Raw genomic sequence first — 21,230 nt, 5'->3', positions numbered from 1 at the left:
GACCACCGCGCGGCCCCGCTCGTCCGTCGCCCAGGAGCGACGGGCGGGCCCGTGCGCGGCGCTCTCCCGCTCGCGCGTCGCACCATTGCGCGCGGCCGTGAGCGCGTGGCAAACCAGCCGCGGTGTCGCTCGTGCTCGCGCTCGTGCTCTGGCTCGGTGACGTGCGCGTGCGCAGCGACGTGGTCGATGACGAAGCCACGCGTCGCGCGCTGACGGTGCGTGCGGGCGCCAGCGCCGATGCGTGGAGCATCGACGTCGACGATGGCAGCGCGCCGTCCGAGGTGCGCGCGACCCTGCGTCATCGCGGCGGGCGCGAGGTCCAGCGCAGCTTCGTGCTCGCGTCGGCCACCACCGAGGAACGCAGCCGAGAGCTCGCCGCCGCGCTGGCGCTGGTGATCGAGCAGCAGGCCCCGATCGACACCGCCCCGCCGACGGCGAGCCTGCAGACCGCCGTGCGCGATCCGATCGGTTGGTTGGCGGTCGGCGCACGGCTCGGTGCTGGGCGGCCCGCCGATGTCGACGGCGGCGCGACCCTGCGCGGCGGCGCGCGCTGGCGCTACGTCCAGGTCGTGGGCAGCTGGGCATCGGTGCATTCACGACGCGACCGGCTCGCGGTCGATGGCGTGCGCGTCGGTGGTGGGGCCGCGTTCGGCGGAAGCGTGGGCCCGTGGTGGATCGGGGGGCAGGTGCTGCCGCAGCTGCAGTGGTTGTTCGTGCGCGACCGCGGGCGTGCGCGGGGTGTCACCGCCACCACCGAGCTCGCAGCGCTGGCCCAGCTGCGGACGCACGGGGTGTGGCTGGGCCTGCGTGCGGGCCTCGAGCTCGCGACACCACCGGTTCGCCTGCTGGGTGCCGACGACGCGCTGCGGTTCGGACGCGCGCGCTTCGTGCTCGGCGTCGAGATCGGCCTGCAGCTGCCACCGGAGCGCAGGGCGTCGAAGGCACCACGCGGACGACGTTCGGCCGCATGGACGCCTGCGCCCCCACGAAGCCGCACGTGACCGCGAGTCACGGATGTGTCGGGTTCGCTCGCCGCGAGTTGGATCTGCGGCCCGCCGTGCGGTCCAACCGCTTCGAGTCTCCCTTGTCGGCTACCATGCTCATCGCGGTGGGGCGCACGCACCAGCTACCCGCGGACCTCGTCATCGCCGCCGCGCAGCGGGGGGACGCGGCTGCGCAGGCGGAGATCTTCGAGCAGCACCGCGGCCGGGTGGCTCGCCAGATCCTGCGCATGACCGGCGACGCGACCTGCGTCGACGACTTGGTGCAGGAGGTCTTCATCTCGGCGTTCACCGCCCTGGGGAGCTTTCGCAGCGATGCGCAGCTCGACACCTGGCTGTACACCATCGCGACCAACAAGGTACGCAACTGGTGGGACGCTCGCCGTCGACGTGCCGCGCGCGAGCACGCCGCGACGGTGGTCGAGCGAGAGCCGCCGCCGACCCCCGAGGAAGGGCTCGAGAGCGACGAACACCTGCGGCGCTTCTACGCCGCGCTCGGTGGGCTGCCCGACAAGCTGCGCGAGGCTTTCACCGCGCGCGCGGTCGAACACCTGAGTCTGGCCGACGCCGCCGCGGTGCTGGGCGTGCCGGTGTCGACGGTCTCGTACCGGACGCGGCGCGCGGAGACCCTGCTGTGTGAGGCGCTGGGGCTGCCGGCGCCGTTCGCCCGCGATGGAGAGCGCGAGCCATGAGCGAGCGAGACAACGCCATGGACGACGCGTTCGTGCAGTCACCCGCGCTCGCGCGGATGGTCGAGCTGGCCCGTGCGCAGCGAGTCCCGCCCTCGACCCTCGATGCCGCAGGGCTGGCCGCGGCGGTGCGACGGCGGCGGAGCATCCGCAACCGCAACGTCGTGCTCACCGCGGTCGCGCTCGCGGCCGGCATCGCGGCGTTGTGGTTCGGCCTCGAGCGCCGTCGGCTCGAACTCGACGCCGACGCCACCCCGGATGCCGCGGCGAACGTCGTCGCGCAGCCGGAGCGCGAGCGCGATGCAGCGGTGCGCGAGCACGGCGGGCGCGGCGACGCCCGCGGCCGCACGCGCGATGCCACCAGCGACGGCGCGGTGTCGACCGCGGCTGCGCCCGCACCGACGCCCTCGGGCGACGCGACGGCTCCGGATGCGGGGACGCCCGAGGCGCTCGCCGAGCCCCCGGACGAGCGCACTGTCGCGGCGCCGGCGAGCGCGAGCGAGCTGTCGCGTCAGGCCGAGGTCGCGATGATCGAGCACCGCCGTCGCGACGCGATCGAGCTGCTCACCCAGCTCGTGCGTCGCTACCCGACCCACGCCGCGGCGCGCACGGCCCTGCTCGACCTCGGTCGATTGCTGCGCGAGGGCAAGCGCGACGACGAAGCGCGCTGTGCCTACCGCCAGTTCATCGCGCGTTGGCCGGGCGACTCCACGCGCGCCGACGTCGAGCGCGCGCTCGCAGCCCTCGGCGACGGCCCCGAGTGCCGCGGCCTGCGCCCGCGTCGTTGACAGCACGGCCGTCCTGCTAGACTTCGCGACGTCGTGGCGTCGCTCCCTCTCGCCTCTCTCGTGCACGACGGGCTCCGTCGCGGCTCCTCGCTGGCCTACCGCGCGCAACAGCGCCTGCTCGTGCAGCTGTGCGGGCTCACGCAGCGAACCGCGCGGCGTGTGTTGCTGCACGAGCGCGAAGACCTCTCCCGCGCCGAGTTCACCGCGCTGCGGGAGCGCTACGACGCGTTGCTGCGCCGCGACCTCGCGAACGTGCAGGCAGGCGTGTATCCCCGCGCGCTGCTGTTCGGGCTGCCGTGGCAGCGCTACGCGCGAGCGCTGCCGGGGCTCGTGCGCGACGTCCCGGCGATGGTCGACCGCAAGCAACGCGACGGCTGGCGCGAGCTGCCCGCCGGGCTCGAGCTGCGCGACTACCCGCCGTACTACCGACGCACGTTCCACTGGCAGACCGACGGCTACCTGAGCCGACGCTCGGCGGAGCTCTACGACGTCAGCGTGGAGTTCCTCTTCGGCGGCACCGCCGACGTCATGCGGCGGCAGTGCCTGGTGCCGCTGCATTCCCTGGCGGCGCAGCTCGGGCGACCGCTGCGGGTGCTCGACGTCGGCTGCGGCACCGGCCGCACGCTGGCGCAGATTCGGCGCGCGATGCCCCAGGCCGACCTCGTGGGGCTCGATCTCAGTCGCTTCTACCTCGACGTCGCCCGCGAGCAGGTCGACGGGCTCGCGACCATCGAGGCCAGCGGCGAGCGCATCCCGCTGCCCGACGCCAGCGTCGACGCGGTCGTGAGTGTGTTCCTCTTCCACGAGTTGCCGCGTGCCGCACGGCGCACCGTGTGGGCCGAGGCGCGTCGGGTGCTGCGGCCCCATGGACGCTTCTTGGTGATCGATTCGGTGCAGCACGTCGATAGCCAGGAGATCGCCTACTTCGTCGACCGCTTCAGCCGCGAGATGCACGAGCCGTTCTACCCGGAGTACCTCCGCGATGACCTGCGGGAGGGGCTGAGCGGCGCCGGCTTCGAGGTCGAGGCGGTCGATCCCATCTACCTGGCGAAGCTCGTGACGGCGCGGCCGATGACCGCCGCGACCCCCGGATGCTGACCACAGCCGAGGCCGCGCTCGCGATCGCGGACATCGTCCACGAGGGCTTCGACACCTTCTACGGCGAGTTCCATCGCATCACCCGCGAGGCGCGTCGGTGGTTCGATGCCCGCGAGTGGAGCCGCGTCGACGACCTCCATCACGCGCGCATCGACCTGTACCAGTCGTACGTCGTGCGCACGCTGACGAGGCTGCGGCCCATCACGCGGGCGTTCCCCGAGCACATCGGGGTGTGGCACGAAGCCCATCGCGCCTACGTCGCGTTGGTGCACGGGCGCATCGACCGCGAGGTCGCCAAGACCTTCTTCAACGCCATCACCCGCAAGATCTTCCGCACCCGCGGTGTGAATGCGCAGGTCGAGTTCCTCGACCACGAGCTCGACACCGCCGACCTCGCGCCAGCGCCCGGGCAGATCCGGCGCGTCGTCGAGCACGACAGCGCCAGCGCCTTCGCTTCGGTGATGCAGCAGGTGCGGCCGGCGTTGGCGTGGCAGGACCCGCAGCGGGACGCCGCGTGGCTGCAGGCGCGGCACCTCGAGCACTGCGCCACGCAGGGCCTCGCGCCCGAGGTCCGACGCATCGACGTGTTGGAGACGCTGTTCTTCCGCGCGCGCGAGGGCTACGTGGTCGCGCGGATCCACGGCGCCGAGGGGCCACGGCCATTGTTGGTGCCGGTGCAGCCGACCCAGAGCGGCACGGTGGTCGACGGTGCCCTGTTCACCGTGGAAGCCATGCTGCAGGTCTTCAGCAGCACCCGCGCGTATTTCTTCGTGGACGTCAGCAAGCCGGCCGACGTGGTCGAGTTCCTGGGCACGCTGATGCCGCAGCTGACGGAGTCGGAGCGCTACATCGCAATCGCGCACCACCGGCACGGCAAGAGCCTCATCCACCGCGAGCTGATGGCGCACCTGCGCCACAGCACCGATCGCTTCGTGATGGCACCGGGCATCCCCGGTCTGGTCATGACGGTGTTCACGCTGCGGTCGTATCGCAACGTCTTCAAGCTCATCCGGGACCGCTTCGAGAAGCCCAGCGCGACGCGCGAGGGCATCCTGCGCAGCTATCGTGACGTGTTCCGCGGGCGCCGCGTCGGCCGCCTGGCGGACACCCAGGAGTTCGAGCACCTGGCGTTCGAGCTCCGCCGCTTCGAGCCCGAGTGCCTCGCCGAGCTGCAGGCGCGGGCGGGGAACTCGGTGCGGGTGGAAGGCGATCAGGTGGTGGTCTCTCACCTGTACATCGAAGAAAAGATGACACCATTCAATCTCTACCTCGAGCAGACCACGATCGAGCAGGCCGAGGCGGCGATGATCGACTATGGATTCGCGATCAAGGAGCTGGCCGGGCACAACATCTTTGCCGGTGATCTGTTGTGGAAGAACTTCGGTGTGACCGCCCACGGCCGCTTGGTGCTGTACGACTACGACGAAATCTGCCCGCTGCTGGTGTGCAACTTCCGGCACATTCCAGAGTCCTGCACGATCGAAGAGGAATTCTCGGATCAGCCATTTTATGCGGTCGCTGACGCCGATGTGTTCCCCGCCGAGTGGGCGCCGTTCATCGTGCCGCGGGAGCCGCGACTGCGCGCGGCGTTCCTGGCCCACCACGCCGACCTCCTCACACCCGAGTTCTGGCGCGAGAAGCAAGCCGAGGTGGCCGCCGGCGCCGTGCATCTGGGGCTACCGTACCTACCGCGCTTCCCCGCGCTGCAGCCCGTCGCGCCCGCGACGTGAGCTTCGCGGGTGCGAGCACGCGAACCCCGCGTCGCTGGATTGGTACAATCGACGGTGAAGCAAGGACATGCGTCGACAGCTACGAGCCACGGAAGGCGCACTCTCGGGTGCTGTCTTCGTCGTCCGCGGACGCACCCGCATCGGTCGTGCGAGCGACTCGGACATCCAGATCCTGCACGACGGCATCTCGCGTCAGCACGCCCAGGTGGTCGAGGACGGCGCCGGCAATCCGGTGCTGATGGACCTCGCGAGCAACAACGGCACCTTCGTCGGTGAGCGTCGCATCGTCCGGCACCGGCTCACGCCGGGCGACGAGATCCGCATCATGCGGGCGCGCTTCGTCTACGAGGAGGTCGACGAGGACGAGCTCGAGGCCGAGACCTCGGCCGTGTTCGCCGTGAAGGTGAACAGCGCCGAGACGCACCGCCGCACCGTCGATCACTGGCAGCTGGACCTGCCGGCGCCTCGAGAGCGCGCCGCGAGCGGTCGCGCGGCGGTGGCCGAGCCCGGCGCGGAGCGCCATCGCGTGATCGCCTGCCACCGCGACGGCAGCAGCTACAGCGGCGACATCCTCGGCGACATCCTCGAGTACCGCGCGTTGCGGCTGCGGTCGCTGCGAGGGGAAACGCTCGCCGACGAGGAGGTGCGGCGCTTCGGTGCCCTGCAGGGCGCACTGCACCAGCCCTCCGACGATCCCGAGCCGGCGGCGGCACAGCGCCGCTTCTGCCGCTTCCGCTGCGGGTTCCCGGCGCGGCTGCGCTACGGCGAGCACTTCGGCGATCGCACGCTGCGGGTGACGGTCGCCGATCTCGGCGCCGGCGGGGCCCAGGTCACGGTTCCGGGCGCGCCGCTCGAGGTCGGGCAGCTGGCGTGGCTGGTGGTCGACCTCGTGGTCGGCACGCGCCCGCGGACCATCGTGCTGACGGCGCGCGTGGTGTCGATCCAGGACGACCGCCTGGGGCTTCTGTTCGCGGGGGCGCCCGAGTGGGATCAGTGGCGCGGGCCGTGACCCGGCGCCTGCGCCCGCGCCGTGGCGGGCGCCATCACGACGTCGACGGCGGGCGGGGGCGGGTCTGCTAGATTCCGCCGTCAGCGATGCGACGCGTGCTCCGAGCGATGGCGGGCTTGCCGCACGACACCACGGTGGTGATCGAGCGGCGGGTGACCATCGGGCGGGCCTCCGACACGGATCTGCAGCTCGCCGATCCCGAGGTCTCGCGTCGACACGCAAAGGTCGAGCTCGACGCCGAAGGTCGCGTGATGCTCATCGACCTCTCGAGCATGACGGGGACCTTCGTCGACGGCGTGCGCATCGAACGTCGCGAGCTGCGGCCGGGTGACGAGATCGCGATCGCCCGCTTTCGGCTGCGCTACGAGGAGGTCCACGCGCCCGTGGCCGAGCGCAAGCCGCCGCCCAAGCGTGGCATGGAGGTGCTGCGGCAGACCCACCGCTTCGAGCCCGGGCAACACCCGGTCGAGGGCGCGGGCGTGCCCACGCCGCTGCCGGAGCCGGAGCCGCAGGTGGCCCAGCGCGCGACGGGGGACGGGCGCATCGCGGCGGTGCTGCGCGACGACACCGCCCAGATCGTGGTGCCGGTGGCCCCCCGCATGCCCGCCGCGGTGATGCCACGCGCGCCGCGTGGCTCGCTCGATCTCGCGGCCGATGCTCCGCTGCCGGCGCGGCCCGTGCCGACGCGAGCGGTGCCGCGTCCGCGGCCGGTGCCCAGCGGCGGCATCTCGGCGCCGCGCGGTGGCTTCGACGGCGGCGACCTGCGCAACGAGGCGATGTCGCTGGTGCGGTCGGTCTACGACTATCGCTGGCTGCGTCTGCAGCAGCTGCGCGGTGAGTTGCTCGACCACGTCGAGCTCGCGCGCCTCGATGAGCTCGAGGGGCAGCTCCAGCTGGGCGCGACGCCGTCGGAGGAGGGCGGCGGCCTGCGTCGCTACCGTCGCTTCGGCTGCGCGGTGCCGGCGTGGATCGCCCGCTTCGACGGCCGTCGCGTCTCGACCGCCGCGGTCGCCCTCGAGGACATCAGCGCCGGCGGGGCCCAGGTGCGCGCCGTGGATGCGCTGACCCTGGTCGAGAGCTGCTGGCTCATCGTCGATCTCGAGACCACGGACGAGCACCCGGTGGTGGTGTTTCGCGCCCGCGTGGTGTGGTCGTTGCCCGAGGATCAGCGGGTCGGCGTGGTGTTCTCGGGCAGCGTCGCGAGCGGGCTCGACGGCGTCGCGCTCGTGCGTGCCGACGCCGGCGTCTAGCAGAGCGTCCGGAAGAGCGCTTCGCGCTTCCGCACCCTGCTGGCCGAAAACGCGAGAGGCCGCGTCGTGGTGTCCGACGCGGCCTCGCGTGGCGCCCGAGAGGCGCCCTCGTCCGTGGGGCGTACGTCAGCCGCTCGAGCCGCCGTCGCCGCCCGAGCCGCTGCCGCTACCGCTGCCGCTGCCGCCCGAGCTACCCGACGAGCCGTCGGTGTCCTCGGCCGCGCACTTGTTCTCGATGCTGTAGTCGCCGAAGCAGTACTTGCCGTTGGTCGGCCAGACGCGACCGTTGGCGTCGATGTACACGCTGTTCTCCGGGTCGAAGTCGAACGGGCACAGGTCGCACGGGTCGCCGTAGCCGTCGTAGTCCTGATCGAACTGGGGCAGGAAACAGATGTTGTTCCACAGCGCGTCGATCGAGCCGGCGTCGTCCACGTTGAGGCGTGGGTTGTCGATGGCGGTGACACCCGCATCGGCGAGCGCGGCCTCGCAGCCCGGCGGCGGCGTGAGCACGCCCGGCATCTCCGCCACCGCCGAGGGCAGCTTGCGGCAGGTTCGCAGGGTCGGGTCCTCGGGCTCCACGCAGTCGACGCGGACCGGCAGACCATCCGGATCCTCGAGCGCGAGGCCGGTCTGGGCGTTGAGCAGGTCGCCGGTCATCTCGTCGGCGATCAGCTGCACGGTGCAGCAGTTGCCGTTGGCCTGCACCTCGAAGAACGAGAACGGCCGCGCGTCCTGGCGGATCGCGCAGTCGGAGTTGGTCTCGCAGATCTTGCCGACGAAGTCGCCGTCCTTGTCGTCCTCCTGCATGCCGCCGTCGGTGATCTGCTCGCCGTTGGCCGAGAACGGACAGGTGTCGCAGACGTCACCGACCGAGTCGCCGTCGGAGTCGAGGTGGTTGCAGACGCCGGAGGCGGTCTCGCAGATGCGGCCCTCGCCGCACTCATCGTTGGTGGCGCACTCGATGCGGTCGACCGGCTGACGCGGGCAGGCGTCGATCATGTTGATCAGGCCGTCCTGGTCGAAGTCGTCCTGGCCGCCGAGGCCGACCGGGCCGGCCGCGGTGTCGACGAGCATCATGCCGTCGCAGGCGTCGCCGACTTGGTTCTTGTCGTCGTCGCGCTGGCACTTGTTGGCGTCGTCGTACAGGATCGGCTCGCCGACCTGGTACGGATTGTCGACGGTCGCGCCGAACGCACTGAGGCCGTAGTCCTCGCAGTTCGCGAGCAGCACGCAGTTGTCGCAGACGTCGCCGATGCCGTCCTCGTCGGTATCCGCCTGTAGCGGGACGTTGCGGACCAGCAGCTCGGCGTCGATCGAGACGCCGTCGGCGTTGTTGTACTGGTTGAGCGTGCGGCGGCACGAGTCGCACTCGTTGCCGACGCCGTCCTTGTCGGAGTCCGCCGAGTTGGCGGCGGGGCCGGGGACGGTCGGGCACAGGTCGACGACGTCGCCGATGCCGTCGCCGTCGAGGTCTTCCTGGTTGGGGTTGAAGTAGTCGGGCGCGTTGTCACACGACAGCTGCACCGTGTCCTGGTCGCGGTCCTCTTTGCACTTCGGGACGTCGATCTTGAACTGGTACAGGAAGTCGGGCTCGCTGGCCCCGCCCAGCACGAGGGGCATGCCGCACGCGTCCCAGAAGGAGGCCTGGTAGGCGCCGCCGTCGGCCATGTCGTCGCGCTTGCCGAGACCCGGCACCAGCACGCGGTAGGTCGAGTCGACGTCGAGCACCGGGCCGAACTCGGCCGGGTCGATGCCGACGGCGAGGCCGCCGGTCGCCTGGTCGGCGACGTTGACGGTCAGGCACGGCGGGCTGCACGGGTCGGGCTCGCCGTCGCCGTCGCCGTCGCGCTCGTCGCTGGTGGAGACGCAGTTGGATCCGCCCGCGACCGGGATGTTGACGTCGTCGCAGCCCGGCGCGCCGATGATGACGTCGTCGGTCTTGTCCATCGGGTCGCCTGGATCGACGCGGACGATCTGGATCTTCCGCAGGTTCTCCGGGCTCATGTCGTACTTGTTCGAGAAGCGCAGGCCGAACGAGTCGCACGCACCGATGCGGAGGTTGTCGGTGGGGAAGCCGCTGTCCGGCACCACGTGGAACTCCGAGGTGCGGAACGCGTACTCGTTCTTGCCCTCGAGGGTGTTGCCGACCTTGTCCTTGATGTACTCGCCCTCGCCCGGGGTCGCGAAGGTCACGGTGTACTCGGAGCCCGAGCACATCGCGCGGTCGAAGTCCTCGAAGGACTCGCCGAGGAAGGCGTCGTTCTCGCGCCAGCCCTCGTGACGGTTGCGCTTGCCGATGATGCCGCGGCCCTCGGCGCACGACTCGATGTCGGCGCGGGGGATGCCGCCGAGGTCGGCGGGGCGGTACTCGACGCCCTTGATGGCCGGGTCGTAGACCACACCACCGCGACGCTCGACGAACATCACCGCGTACTCGCCCTCGCGCTCGGGGCGGATCTTGCCGGCGTCATCGCGGCACGCCGCGTCGACCACCGCCTTGCACACGTCGTCCGGGTTGTCCTCGCAGATGCAGTTGCGGGTGTTCTCCGGCAGCTTGTCGCTGCGTCCGTACAGCGGGATGGGCTTGACGTTGGCCTGGTAGAACGGGTCGCACTGCACGCCTGCGACGGCCTCGTCGACGTCGCCGCCGAGCGAGTCCTGGCAGCACTCCGACGCGGTCAGCACCGTGTCGTTGGTCTCGCTGTTACAGGCGCCCAGCAGCGTGTTCTTGAAGTCGTCGCAGTTCTCGCCTTCTTCGTTGCACTGGCCCTGGAACGAGGAGTTGGTGAAGAAGCACGCGCCCGCACCCGCGTCCGAGAAGCGCCGGTCGATGCAGTAGCCGGTGTCGCCGCCCGTGGTGTCCGGGTTGGCCGCGCAGGTGACGAACCACTGCGCGCGGCAGGCCCCTTCGGTGCACTCGGGGTCGATGCCGACCACGCAGCTGTCGCCGCTGGGCAGCGAGCCCATGCACACCGTGCCGTCGAGGCCGTGGACGTCGCGGCACTCCTGCGAGGTGTTGCACTTCGAGGTGAGGTTCTCGAGGTGGGCGGGACGCTGATCCGGGTGGGTCTCGCGGACCTTGTCGCTCCACGGCACCTGGAAGGTCTCGGCCTTGCAGCCCGGCGTGCCCGGCTCGCACGACCAGTAGTAGGTGTAGCTGAAGTCCTCGTCCTGACGGTCCACGTCGACGACGAAGTTCTTGCACTCGATGAGCGGGTCGCCGGCGGTCGCGTCGCAGGTGATCGCGCCGTTGCCCGCACCGCCCGGGTTGTCACCCTGTGGCGTGCGCGGGGCACCGCTGGCGTCGAGGCCGTACTTGTTGACCCGCACGCTGAGCAGGTAGTCGCACTCGCTGCAGCAGCTGTCGAAGCCCTCCTGCGGCGTGTCGCAGCTGTTGCTCCCGGCCGTCCACAGGCCGCGGAACGACACCAGCTTCGCGTCGTCGGTGCCGACGCGCATCTTCATCGGCAACAGCTCGCCGTCGACCTCGCGCGTGGTGTTGCACGGGTTGGTCGCGGGGTTCTCGTAGCTGGTGTGGTCGAACGGCACGCCGGCGTCGGCGAGGTTGTCGACGCACGCGAGGTTGACCAGGCGCGACACGACGTCGGGCGCGTCGCCGGTGCCCTTGTTGAAGTCGCCGTTGTAGCGGGTCGTGGGGCCGACGATGTCGAGGATGTCGGTCTTCCAGTCGTAGACCTCGAACAGCTTGGGCTGGTCGGGGCGCTTGCGCACCAGCTCGACCGAGGTCGGCTCGAGCAGGGTGTTGAAGACGAACTCGATGCCGAACGCCACCACCAGCGGCGAGATGCGGCAGTACTCCTCGGCGCCGCGGGGCGAGGCCTTGGCCTCGTCGCTCTCCTCGCACGGTCCGATGTCCTCGACGAAGTACGAGCCGCTGTTGACCGTGCCCGGGCAGCGATCACCGGTGCAGGTGGGCCCGAGCACGTGGATCTTCTTCGAGGCGTAGTTGACCCCCGAGATGCTCTCGAGGATCAGCTTGTCGGGATCGCAGATGCCGCAGTCGGTGTCGCGGATGCACGCCGTGTCTGCGAGTGCGATGGCACCCAGGCTCGCGAGCGCCACGAGTCCACGTCGCGCGTGGTTCGTGAGGGTCGCAGTGGTCGTCGACTTCGAAATGATCATGGAAGACTTCGTCCGTCTTGATCGCACCCTGGTCGCCCTCGCGCGGGCTCGGGGTCAGGGCCTTGGCCCCCCATCGTTCGGGGGGACCGGTGGAATCGGCGGTGAGACTACGCCAGGAACTCGCCCGAGGTAACCCGACAATCCGGCGCGGGCCAAGGCCCGAGGGACCGATTGACCGGGGCCCGGGCGTGGCGCGCGAGGCCCTCGGCCGCTCGCACGTTGGCGAGCGCACATCCCCCGGTGCGCGATCCCCTGCACGGGAGGATTGCAATCGCCGCGCGTTCGTCGGGGGTGGTGGGTCGGCGCGGGATCAGCCACCGTCCTGCGCCCCGGTGCCGCTGCTGCTGCTGCTGCCGCCGTCGCCGCTGCCGTCGGTGGCGGGCACGCCCTCGGTGTCGGTGCCGTCCACCTCGCAGCGCAGGTCGAGCCCGTAGCCGCCGTTGCACACCGCGCCGGCCTTGGGCCACAGCCGGCCGTTGGCGTCGGAGTAGGTGGCGTTCTCGGGATCGAAGTCGAACGGGCAGAGGTCGCAGCGATCGCCGTAGCCGTCGAAGTCCTGGTCGAGCACGGGCAGCGTGCACACGTGCGACCAGTACGCGGCGATGTCGTCGCCCTCCTCGAACACCAGCCGCGGGTTGTCCTGCGGCCGCATGCCGGCGAGCGCCTCGTCGCAGCCGAACGGCGGCAGCAAGACCCCCGGCATGGCGGCGAGCGCGTCCGGCAGGCGTCGGCAGGTCTGCAGCAGGGGATCGAGGTCGGGCGGCTCGTCGCAGTCCAGGCGCACGGGCACCGGCTCGCGCAGCTTCATGCCGAACTCGTCGCGGACCCCGGGGTCCATCAGGAGGTCGCCGCTCGCGCGCACCACGAGGTTGCCGTCGCCGTCGACCTCGAGCAGCACGGTGCAGCAGTGGCCCTGCACCGAGATCTCGTAGAAGTCGAACGGGCGTGGCGCGGTGCCACCGACGCCGGCGCAGTCGGCGTTGGTCTCGCAGGCGGCCCCGATGAAGTCGTGATCGCCGTCGTCGTCCTCGGCGGCGCCCTCGTCGTAGTGCTGCAGCGGGTTGTCGTCGGCGGGGCAGGTGTCGCAGATGTCGCCGACGCCGTCGCCCACGATCTCGCCGTCGGCATCGCGCTCGGAGTCGGCGTGGTTGCAGGTGCCCATGCCTTCGCATGCGCCGGTCGCCGGACAGGGCTCGCAGGTCGCGGCCTCGGGGCAGTCGAGGTCGGTGGTGCACGGCTGGTGCTCGACCGGGATGCGCGGGCACTTGTCGACCGCGTTGCCGAGGCCGTCCTGATCGAGGTCGTCGTCGTCGCCGAACCCGACCGGCCCGGCCGCGCCGTCCGAGAGCAGCCCCTCGCAGGCGTTGCCGATGTGATCGCCGTCGGCGTCGACCTGGCAGCGGGAGGCGTCGCCGAACGCGATCGGCAGGCCCGGGTGCCACGGCGAGTCGCGGTCGTACGACTCGCAGTTGGCCACGCTCACGCAGTTGTCGCAGGCGTCGCCGATGCCGTCGCCGTCGCTGTCGCGCTGGCTGGGGTTGTTGTCCACGAGCAGTCGGTAGTCGATGCCGCCCGTGTCGCGGTTGTACTGGTCGGTGGGGCGGCGGCACACGTCGCAATCGTTGCCGATGCCGTCGCTGTCGGAGTCGCCCTGGTTGCCGCCGGCGTCGACCAGCGGACACAGATCGATCACGTCGCCGAGGCCGTCGCCGTCGGCATCGTGCTGATCGGAGTTGGGCACCGCGTCCGCGTTGTCGCAGCTGGTGGGGATCTCGTCGTGATCGGGATCCTCCTTGCACTTGGGCTGGTCGATCGTGAAGTCGTACCAGTCGTCGCGGGTCTGCGCGGTGCCGGTGACGAGCGGCATGCCGCAGGCATCCCAGAAGGCCGCGGCGTAGGCGGCCGGGTCGGCCATCTGCGCGATGTCGGTCAGGCCCGGCGCCGCCAGGCGGTAGCGGTGCCGTGGCAGCAAGGTGGCGTCGAAGCGGGTGGTGTCGATGGCGACCTCGAGCTCACCGGCGGCCTGATTGCGGATGTCGACCGTCAGGCACGGTGCGCCGCAGGGATCTTGCTCGAGCGCGGCCGGGTCGTCGTAACACGCGCTGCCGCCGGCGACCGGCACGACACCGCAGCCGTCGCGCGCGATCGGCTCGCCGTGGTCCGTGTCGTCGGCGGCGAGCTCGTAGATCGCGAGCTTGCGCAGGTTCACCGGGCTGAGGTCGTAGCGGTTGGAGAAGCGCAGCGCGAAGCCGTCGCACGCGCCGATGCGCAGCGAATCGGCCGGGAAGCCGCTGCCCGGCACGACGTGGAACGCGGCGGTGTCGAAGCCGTAGGTCTCGCGCCCGCTCAGATCGTTGCCGACCTTGTCGACGACGTGCTCGCCGGCGGTGGCGAACACCACGGTGTAGTGCGAGCCCGAGCACATCGCGCGATCGAAGTCCTCGAAGCTCTCGATGAACTTGCCGTCGTTGGCGCGCCAGCCGTCGTGGCGGTTGCGCTCGGGCAGCAGGCCGCGGGTCTCCGCGCAGGCTTCGACGCGCGCGCGCGGGACGTTGCCGACGTCGGCAGGCCGCCACTCGAAACCTTTGATCGCCGGGTCGTAGACCACGCCGCCGGCGCGGTCGACGAACGCGACCGCGTACTGGCCGCGTCGCTCGTCGCGGATCCGACCCCCGTCGTCGGTGCACAGCGCCGCGACCAGCTCCGTGCAGTGCGGCTCGGGGTCGTCCTCGCACAGGCATGAGCGGGTCTCGCGGGGGAGGTGCTCGCTGCGATCGTAGATGGGGCGCGCGGTCAGCTCGGGCTGGAAGAGCGGATCGCAGGCGTCGATCTCGGCGCCGAGGCTGTCCTGACAGCAGTCCTCGGCCGACAGCTCGCCGACGCCACCGCGATCGCCACACTCGGCCAGCCGCGAGCCGGCACGTTGCTGCGAGCAGCCGCCGCCGTCGGGATCGCAGCCGCCCTCGAAGGCCTGCGCGGCGGTGAAGCAGGCGCCCGCACCCTCGTCGGAGAAGCGGCGATCGACGCACAGCCCGCGCTCCGAGCCGGTGGTGCGCGCGTCGGCCTCGCAGCCGACGAACCACGCCGCACGGCAGTGGCCGCCGGCGCAGCTGGGGTCGGCGTCGGGATCGCAGGCGGACCCGTCGGTGCCGACGCCGATGCACTCGGTGCCGGGCAGGGCGTGGATGCGGGTGCAGTCGTCGTCGGCCGTGCACGCGGCGGTGAAGTTCTCGAGGAACGCGGGGCGCTGGTCGGGATGGGTCTCGCGCAGCTTGTCGTAGCGCGGCAGCGCGAAGTCCTCGCGTGCGCAGTCCGGGTCCGCCGCGGGGTCGCACGACCAGTGATAGGCGTACGTGCCCCCCTCGGTGCCGCGGTCGACCGCGGGCACGAACGCGGCGCAGTCGGCATAGGCGTTGCCGGTCGGATCGCACTCGATGGCGCCGTCGGCCGCGGCCGCACCGGGCTCGTAGTTGGGCGTGCGTCGGCGGCCGCTGTCGTCGACGCCGTACTTCGCGACCTTGGTCGACAGCAGCCAGTCACACTCGCTGCAGCAGGTGTCGGCGACGCCCTCGCCCTGGGGCGTCACGCAGTCGAACGCGCCCGCGCTGCCGTGGGTGGTGATGCCGCGGTACGAGCGGATCGCCGCGTCGGGCGTGCCGACGCGCATCTTCATCGGCACCACGTGCGACTCGCCGTCCTGCTCGATCACGCGGGTCTGGTTGCAGGGGTCGCGCGTCGGATCCGCCGCCACGACGTGATCGTAGGGACGGCCCTCGTCGCGCAGGTTGTCGATGCAAGCGAGGTTGACCGCCCGCGAGACCACGTCGGGCGCATCGCCCTGGCCGCCGACCACGTCGCCGTTGTAGCGGGTGGTCGGGCCTTCGATCGCGACGATCTGGGTCTTCCAGTCGTAGACCTCGAAGAGCTTTGGTTGATCGGGTCGCTTGCGCACGAGCTCGATGGCGGTGGGGTCGAGCAGGTTGTTGAACACGAACTCGAGTCCGAACTGCGTGACCAGTGGCGACAGCTTGCAGTACTCCTGCGGTCCGCGCGGCGAGGCCAGTGCCGCCTCCGAGCGCTCGCATCGCTCGATCTCGGTCACGAAGTAGTGGCCGTGATCGCGGCTCGCCGGGCACGCGTCGCCGTGGCACTCGGGCGAGAGCAGGTGGATCTTGTCGTAGGTGTAGTTGGTGCCGGAGATCGACTCGAGGAAGAGGTGCTCGGGATCGCAGATGCCGCAGTCGCTGTCGTGGATGCAGCCGGTCGCCGGGCCGGCCATCGCGGCGGTGAGGGCCATCAGCGCGGGGACGCAGGGACGGATGACGGTGCGATCGCGATCGGGCATCTGTAGCTCCACCCCGGCGCAGCCACGGGCATCTGCGCGCCTCGCGGGCAACGGCGGGCAGGCCCGCAGCTTACGGCCGGGCCTACCGTGATCGGTCCCTTCGCCGGCGCCCTGGACGGGAATCTGGCACCCTTGGCGCGCCCCATTGGTCGCGATGCACCCGACGTCGATCCGTTTCCATCGCCGCGGCGTGGCCGTGCTCGTGCTGCTCGTGGGCTGCGCGCGACCGGCCGCCACCACCTCCGTGGCCGGCGACACCCACGGCACGACCGCGCCGACACCGGGCGATCCGTCGCCATCGGCCGCCGTGGATGGTTCGATGCGCGACGCCTCGGCCACCGCGCTGCACGGCGAGATCCTCGGCTGCGTGCTCACGCACCCCGACGTGCGCGCGTATGTCCACCCCGAGCATCCGGGTCGCGTGCCGGTGACGGTCCACGTCGATCGGAGCATCGCCGTCGGGGTGCCGCCGACGGCCTATGGTCACGCGGTCGAGTGGAGCACGCCGGCGGCGTCGCTGGTCGACATCGCGTCGCTGCGGCTGGCGGGCGACGAGGCCACGGTCGCACTCGCGATCGACGAGGAGGGTGTGCGCGGCACGGTGGCCTGCACCCGTGGCGACGGCGGTTGGGTGCCCGGCGCCGCCGCGCTCGCCGAGCACTGACGCCGGTTTCCGTCGCCGGCCGCGGCCCGACGGGGGCGCCGCGCATGGGCACCCGCTGGGAACGGCGATCCCGGCAGCGAAGCCCCCTCGCCCCGCACGGCTGCCGTATGCTGGATCGAAACGTGCGAGACCGGGTCGTCGTCATCACGGGTGCGAGTGCGGGCATCGGAGCAGCGCTGGCGGCGGAGGTCGCCGCCCGCGGCGGACGGCCGGTGCTGGTCGCACGCCGGGAGGACGCGCTGGCCAAGGCCTGTGCGCGCTGTGGCGACCAGGCCCTGGCGGTGGTCGGCGACGTCACGCGCCGCGTCGATCACGAGCGGGTACGCGACGCTGCGATCGCGCGCTTCGGCCACATCGATGCGTGGGTCAACAACGCTGGCCGCGGCATCACTCGCCCGGTCTCCTCGCTGACCGACGAGGACTTCGACGAGATGATGCTCGTCAACGTCAAGTCGGCGCTCTACGGCGCACAAGCGATCCTGCCCCACTTCCGCAGCCGGGGCGCCGGCCACCTCGTCGCGGTGTCGTCGATGCTCGGCCGCGTACCGTTCGCGGTGGTGCGCTCGGCCTACTCGGCGGCCAAGCACGCGCTGAACGCCCTGATGGCGAACCTGCGCATGGAGCTGGCGACCAGCGATCCCACCCTCCACGTCACGTGCGTGCACCCGGGCGTGGTCGCGACCGAGTTCGGCAACAACGCGCTGCACGGCGGGCCCGACTCGCGCCACCTGCCCAACGCGCAGAGCGTCGACGAGGTCGCCGGGGTCATCGCGGACGCGCTCGAGCGACCCCAGGCCGACGTCTACACCCGCCCGGGCGCGCGGCAGATGGTGGTCGACTACTACGCGGCACCCGACATGGAGATCGCCGAGCAGGCGTTCTCGATGGGCCCGCCGCGGCGCGCGACGCCGACCTTCACGCCACCGCGTTGAAGCCCGAGGCGCCGGGCAGCGGCGCAAGTGCTGGCGCGTGTGGGTTCGACGCGGGTGGGGCCTGGTGCCGCGCGCGTCGCCACGGCATCATGTCGGGCGATGTTGCGGCGCGGCTGCTCGACGGCGATCGGACTGCTGCTGTTCGCCTGTCGGCCACCCGCCGCGCCCGCCCCCGAACCGCCGATGTCGCCCACCTCCGACGCTCCGCCCGCCCACGCACCGATCGCGCCGCCGTGGCAGCTGGACGTGGCCGACGGCAACGGCAACCTCCACCGCTGTGGTCACGAGGTCGGCGCGGCGGCGCAGTACGCCTACGTCCCCGTGACCGCCGAGACCAGCTCGAGCGGACACTACGACGGCGGCCCGCCGCGGCAGGGCACCATCGCCGACGATCGCATCGAGCCGCTGTGGCGCGCGGTCGCGACGCTGTGCGCGGACGCATCGGTGCAGATCGCCGAGCGGCGCAAGGGCACGGTCGCGATCGCGGCGGTCGGCCCCGTGAGCTGCGACGTGATCGTCGACGGCGCGGCCGCGGCCGACCTGCTGGAGCTGCTGGTCGCACTGCCCTGAAGACGCGCCGGAGCCCGCCACGACCATGTTGCGCCCGCCCGCCCGCCGTCGACCTCGCCGCTCGCCCACGGCATCGGGCGAGAGCGCCCCACCGCGCTCGCACAGGCCCGGCGCGCGCCGGGCGAACCGCCGCCGCGCGGTGGCACCTTGGTGTCGACCGCCGCCTCGTCGCCCGGCCGCGGGGGCTCCGCCATGAACGACGACATTCCCACGCAGGTCAGCGTCGGCCAGCAGGTCGGACGGGCCGCTGCGGGCTTCAGCGCCGCCGCCAAGCTGGCCCAGCGCGCCGTCGCGCAGGCGCTCTTCGGCGTCGGCGCCACGCCCTTGCTCGCGGGTCGCTATCGCCTCGGCGAGCGGGTCGGGGCCGGTGCCCAGGGTGCGGTGTGGCGCGCGCACGACGAACGACTGGGTCGCGACGTCGCGATCAAGATCCATCACGTCGAGCACGCCGGGGACATCGAGCAGGCCGAGGCCTGGCTCAAGCGCGAGGCGAAGATGCTGGGACGCATCTCGCATCCCGGCGTGGTCGCGGTGTTCGACGTGGGACTGCACGCCGCGTCGGCGTTCGGCATCGACGACGATGGTCCGGTGCTCTTCGTGGTGCTCGAGTTCGTCGACGGGCAGACCTTGTCGCAGTGGCTCGGCCATCGCTGGCGCACGCCCGCGGAGATCACCGCGGTGTTCGCCGCGGTCGCTTCGGGGCTGCAGGCCGTGCACGACGCCGGGCTCGTGCACTGCGACGTCAAGCCCGGCAACATCCTCGTCACCGAGGGTGGCGTGGCCAAGCTCGGTGACTTCGGCCTCGCCCATGCACAGCACGCCCTGCGACTGCGCGCGCGCAGTGCCAGCGTCGAGTTCGTCGAGGACCCCGAGCAGACCGAGCCCGGCTCGACCGCGGCGGGGCCGTTCGGTGGCACGCCGCTGTACATGCCACCGGAGCAGTTCGACGGCGCCCACGTCGACGCGCGCGCCGATCAGTACGCGCTCGCGGCGACGTGGTTCGAGGCGCTCGTGCGGCGTCCGCCACATCGGGGCCGCGACGCCGATGCGCTGCTGCTCGCGAAGCTCGAGGGGCCGCCCGCGCGCCCCCGCAGCGGGCTCGGCAGCGCCGCGCTGGGCACGACCCAGTACCGTGCGCTCGCCCGCGCGCTCGAGCCCTCGCCGTCTCGCCGTCACGCCAGCGTCGGCGAGCTGCTGCGCGCGATGACCACCAGGCGTCGCGTGCCAGCGTGGGCCATGGTCGCGGCGGCCGGCGTGGTCGCCATCGGCGGCGCGGTGCTGGCCCGGCCGCGCGTGCTGCCGGGCTGCGAGCCCGAACGCCTGCGCGGCGACGAGGGCACGCTGCGCATGGTCGGGATCGAGACCGGTGACAGCAGCCACTTCGCGCGGCACCTCGAGCGCAACGCGGTCGATGCCTGGAACCGGGTCCATCGCGCGCAGCACGAGGCGCGTCAACAGGTCTGTCACGCCGACCCGGTCGATCCCGAGGCGCTGGCGTGCATCGAGACGTTGACGCAGCTGACGGCGGCCACCACCGCGCCGGGCGACGCGCGCGGGCGCGAGGCGCTGGTGCGGTTGATCTCGATGCTGGCGCAGCTGCCCGATCCGCAGGGGTGCCGCACGGATCCAGCCTCGATCGTCGGAGCGACCGCGCAGGGTCCCGCGGAGCTGGAGGCCGAGATCGCGGCCGCCGACGCTGCGCTGCGCGAGGCCGTCGATGCGGCCGCTCGCGGCGAGGCCGAGGCCGCCCTCGGGGCGCTCGCGCGCATCGATCTCTCGTCGACCGCGGGGCGACCGTACCGCGGCGAGGTCGGCATCTGGCGCGGCCAGCAGCTCATCGAGCTCGAGCGCTACGAGGAGGCGCTCGCGGTCGAGCGCGTGGTGTGGGACGAGGCGGTGCGCGACGACGTGCCGTTCGACGCCATGCGGGCCGCCAGCGCGCTGGCCCACCTCGAAGGGGTCGTGTCGCTGCGCGCCGAGGCTGGCCTCGGGTGGGTGCGTCACGCGCGGGCCCAGCTCGATCGCGTCGGCGAGCTGCCGGCGTTCGCCGCCGAGATCGATGCCGTCGCGGGCGCCATTCGTGGCACCGCGGGCGACCCCGCCGGCGGGCTCGCCGAGCTCGAGCGCGCCATCGTCGAGCTCGAGCGCGTGGGCGACGACGAGGCCGCGGTCATCGCGATGACGGAGAACGCGGCGCTGCTGCAGATGGTCCAGGGTGATGTCGACGGCGCCGAGCCGCGGCTGAGCCACGTGCTCGCGTGGCGCGAGAACACCCTGGGGCCCGATCATCCCGAGGTCGCGCGGACGCTGTTGAACCTCGCCTTCATCGCGCGCACGCGCGGCCGCCACGACGACGCCGAGGCCCTGCTGACGCGTGCGCTGACCATCCAGACCGCGCTCGAGCGCCCCCAAGAGCGCGAGATTGCCAACATCGAGAGTGCCCGCGCCGAGCTGGCGCTCGCCCGCGGCCGCTACGACGACGCGCTGCGATCGATCGCCCGCGCCGGTGAGATCCGCAGTCGCATCCTGCCGCCCGACCATCGCGATCGGACCGCGGCCGTGATGATGCAGCTCGAGGTGCTGATCCAGGCCGACCGCTTCGCCGAGGCCGACGCGGTGGTGCAGCGCAGCCGCGACGAGATCAGCGCGCTGCTCGGCGACGAGGGCGACGCCGCGTTGTTGCTCGAGGAGCTGCTCGCCCGCATCGACGGCCTCAACGGCCGCCACGCGGCCTCGCTCGTCCGGCTCACCCACGTCATCGACGAGGCGCAGCGTCGCGGCCGTAGGCTCGACTCGATTGCGCGCTGGTGTCTCACGGCGGCCTCGATCAACGGCACCCTCGGCGACCTCGCGGCGGCGACGCGGTGGGTCGATCGCGGCGAGCAGGCCTTCGCCGCCCACGGCGGGCCCGCCACCATCCCGCAGGAGATCGAGGTCCTGCGCCTGCTCATCGCCGGCGAAGACGTCTACATGCGGGTGCCGTCCGCGGGCTGAACACCGCCGCCGAAACG

13 protein-coding genes are annotated in these 21,230 nt (G+C 71.9%); 11 read left to right on the top strand and 2 right to left on the bottom strand.

Going from position 1 to position 21,230, the window contains the following annotated elements:
• Positions 1-122 precede the first annotated feature (122 nt).
• From IPH07_17775 to IPH07_17745, 7 genes are all read left to right on the top strand, one after another.
• Positions 123-1,001: a hypothetical protein gene (locus IPH07_17775; GenBank protein ID MBK6919249.1), complete on the top strand. Its 879-nt coding sequence runs from the start codon at positions 123-125 to the stop codon at positions 999-1,001.
• 107 nt (positions 1,002-1,108) lie between these two features.
• Positions 1,109-1,693 (top strand): RNA polymerase sigma factor, encoded by a 585-nt coding sequence (locus tag IPH07_17770; GenBank protein ID MBK6919248.1) that lies wholly within the window; start codon positions 1,109-1,111, stop codon positions 1,691-1,693.
• Positions 1,690-2,478, top strand: a complete 789-nt coding sequence (locus tag IPH07_17765; protein ID MBK6919247.1) for a tetratricopeptide repeat protein — start codon at positions 1,690-1,692, stop codon at positions 2,476-2,478. The genes IPH07_17770 and IPH07_17765 overlap by 4 nt, the downstream gene beginning before the upstream one ends.
• 33 nt (positions 2,479-2,511) lie before the next feature.
• A complete protein-coding gene (locus IPH07_17760) occupies positions 2,512-3,576 on the top strand; it encodes a class I SAM-dependent methyltransferase (GenBank protein MBK6919246.1) in 1,065 nt (354 codons plus the stop codon).
• On the top strand, positions 3,570-5,306 hold the full coding sequence (gene aceK / locus IPH07_17755; GenBank protein ID MBK6919245.1) for a bifunctional isocitrate dehydrogenase kinase/phosphatase: 1,737 nt from the start codon (positions 3,570-3,572) through the stop codon (positions 5,304-5,306). The genes IPH07_17760 and aceK overlap by 7 nt, the downstream gene beginning before the upstream one ends.
• A gap of 67 nt (positions 5,307-5,373) precedes the next feature.
• Positions 5,374-6,315 (top strand): FHA domain-containing protein, encoded by a 942-nt coding sequence (locus tag IPH07_17750; GenBank protein ID MBK6919244.1) that lies wholly within the window; start codon positions 5,374-5,376, stop codon positions 6,313-6,315.
• Between the two features lie 86 nt (positions 6,316-6,401).
• A complete protein-coding gene (locus IPH07_17745; protein ID MBK6919243.1) occupies positions 6,402-7,565 on the top strand; it encodes an FHA domain-containing protein in 1,164 nt (387 codons plus the stop codon).
• A gap of 126 nt (positions 7,566-7,691) precedes the next feature.
• On the opposite strand, the gene IPH07_17740 is transcribed toward IPH07_17745, so the two are convergent.
• Entirely contained in the window at positions 7,692-11,708 is a 4,017-nt protein-coding gene (locus IPH07_17740) for a thrombospondin type 3 repeat-containing protein (GenBank protein MBK6919242.1), read from the bottom strand.
• 310 nt (positions 11,709-12,018) lie between these two features.
• Positions 12,019-16,053, bottom strand: a complete 4,035-nt coding sequence (locus IPH07_17735; protein MBK6919241.1) for a thrombospondin type 3 repeat-containing protein — start codon at positions 16,051-16,053, stop codon at positions 12,019-12,021.
• A gap of 154 nt (positions 16,054-16,207) precedes the next feature.
• Between IPH07_17735 and IPH07_17730 the strand changes: the two genes are divergently transcribed.
• The 4 genes from IPH07_17730 to IPH07_17715 all read left to right on the top strand — a co-directional run bounded on the left by IPH07_17730 (position 16,208) and on the right by IPH07_17715 (position 21,213).
• Entirely contained in the window at positions 16,208-16,717 is a 510-nt protein-coding gene (locus tag IPH07_17730) for a hypothetical protein (protein MBK6919240.1), read from the top strand.
• Between the two features lie 107 nt (positions 16,718-16,824).
• Positions 16,825-17,649: an SDR family NAD(P)-dependent oxidoreductase gene (locus IPH07_17725; GenBank protein MBK6919239.1), complete on the top strand. Its 825-nt coding sequence runs from the start codon at positions 16,825-16,827 to the stop codon at positions 17,647-17,649.
• Between the two features lie 183 nt (positions 17,650-17,832).
• A complete protein-coding gene (locus IPH07_17720; GenBank protein MBK6919238.1) occupies positions 17,833-18,219 on the top strand; it encodes a hypothetical protein in 387 nt (128 codons plus the stop codon).
• A 192-nt stretch (positions 18,220-18,411) separates the two neighbouring features.
• Positions 18,412-21,213 (top strand): serine/threonine protein kinase, encoded by a 2,802-nt coding sequence (locus tag IPH07_17715; protein MBK6919237.1) that lies wholly within the window; start codon positions 18,412-18,414, stop codon positions 21,211-21,213.
• Positions 21,214-21,230: the final 17 nt, after the last annotated feature.

This window comes from Deltaproteobacteria bacterium (assembly GCA_016709225.1).
GTDB classification, from domain to species: domain Bacteria; phylum Myxococcota_A; class Polyangia; order Nannocystales; family Nannocystaceae; genus Xiheibacterium; species Xiheibacterium phototrophicum.
The sequence above is the reverse complement of the archived record's forward strand: the minus strand, read 5'-3'. Positions and strand labels throughout refer to the sequence as shown.

Bases quoted from the DNA above. Each gene is read 5' to 3' on its own strand.
- IPH07_17735 (MBK6919241.1), bottom strand. From the start codon at position 16,053: ATGCCCGATCGCGATCGCACCGTCATCCGTCCCTGCGTCCCCGCGCTG.
- IPH07_17720 (MBK6919238.1), top strand. From the start codon at position 17,833: ATGTCGCCCACCTCCGACGCTCCGCCCGCCCACGCACCGATCGCGCCG.
- IPH07_17715 (MBK6919237.1), top strand. From the start codon at position 18,412: ATGAACGACGACATTCCCACGCAGGTCAGCGTCGGCCAGCAGGTCGGA.
- IPH07_17765 (MBK6919247.1), top strand. From the start codon at position 1,690: ATGAGCGAGCGAGACAACGCCATGGACGACGCGTTCGTGCAGTCACCC.
- IPH07_17745 (MBK6919243.1), top strand. From the start codon at position 6,402: ATGCGACGCGTGCTCCGAGCGATGGCGGGCTTGCCGCACGACACCACG.
- IPH07_17750 (MBK6919244.1), top strand. From the start codon at position 5,374: ATGCGTCGACAGCTACGAGCCACGGAAGGCGCACTCTCGGGTGCTGTC.
- IPH07_17730 (MBK6919240.1), top strand. From the start codon at position 16,208: ATGCACCCGACGTCGATCCGTTTCCATCGCCGCGGCGTGGCCGTGCTC.
- IPH07_17740 (MBK6919242.1), bottom strand. From the start codon at position 11,708: ATGATCATTTCGAAGTCGACGACCACTGCGACCCTCACGAACCACGCG.
- aceK (MBK6919245.1), top strand. From the start codon at position 3,570: ATGCTGACCACAGCCGAGGCCGCGCTCGCGATCGCGGACATCGTCCAC.
- IPH07_17725 (MBK6919239.1), top strand. From the start codon at position 16,825: ATGCTGGATCGAAACGTGCGAGACCGGGTCGTCGTCATCACGGGTGCG.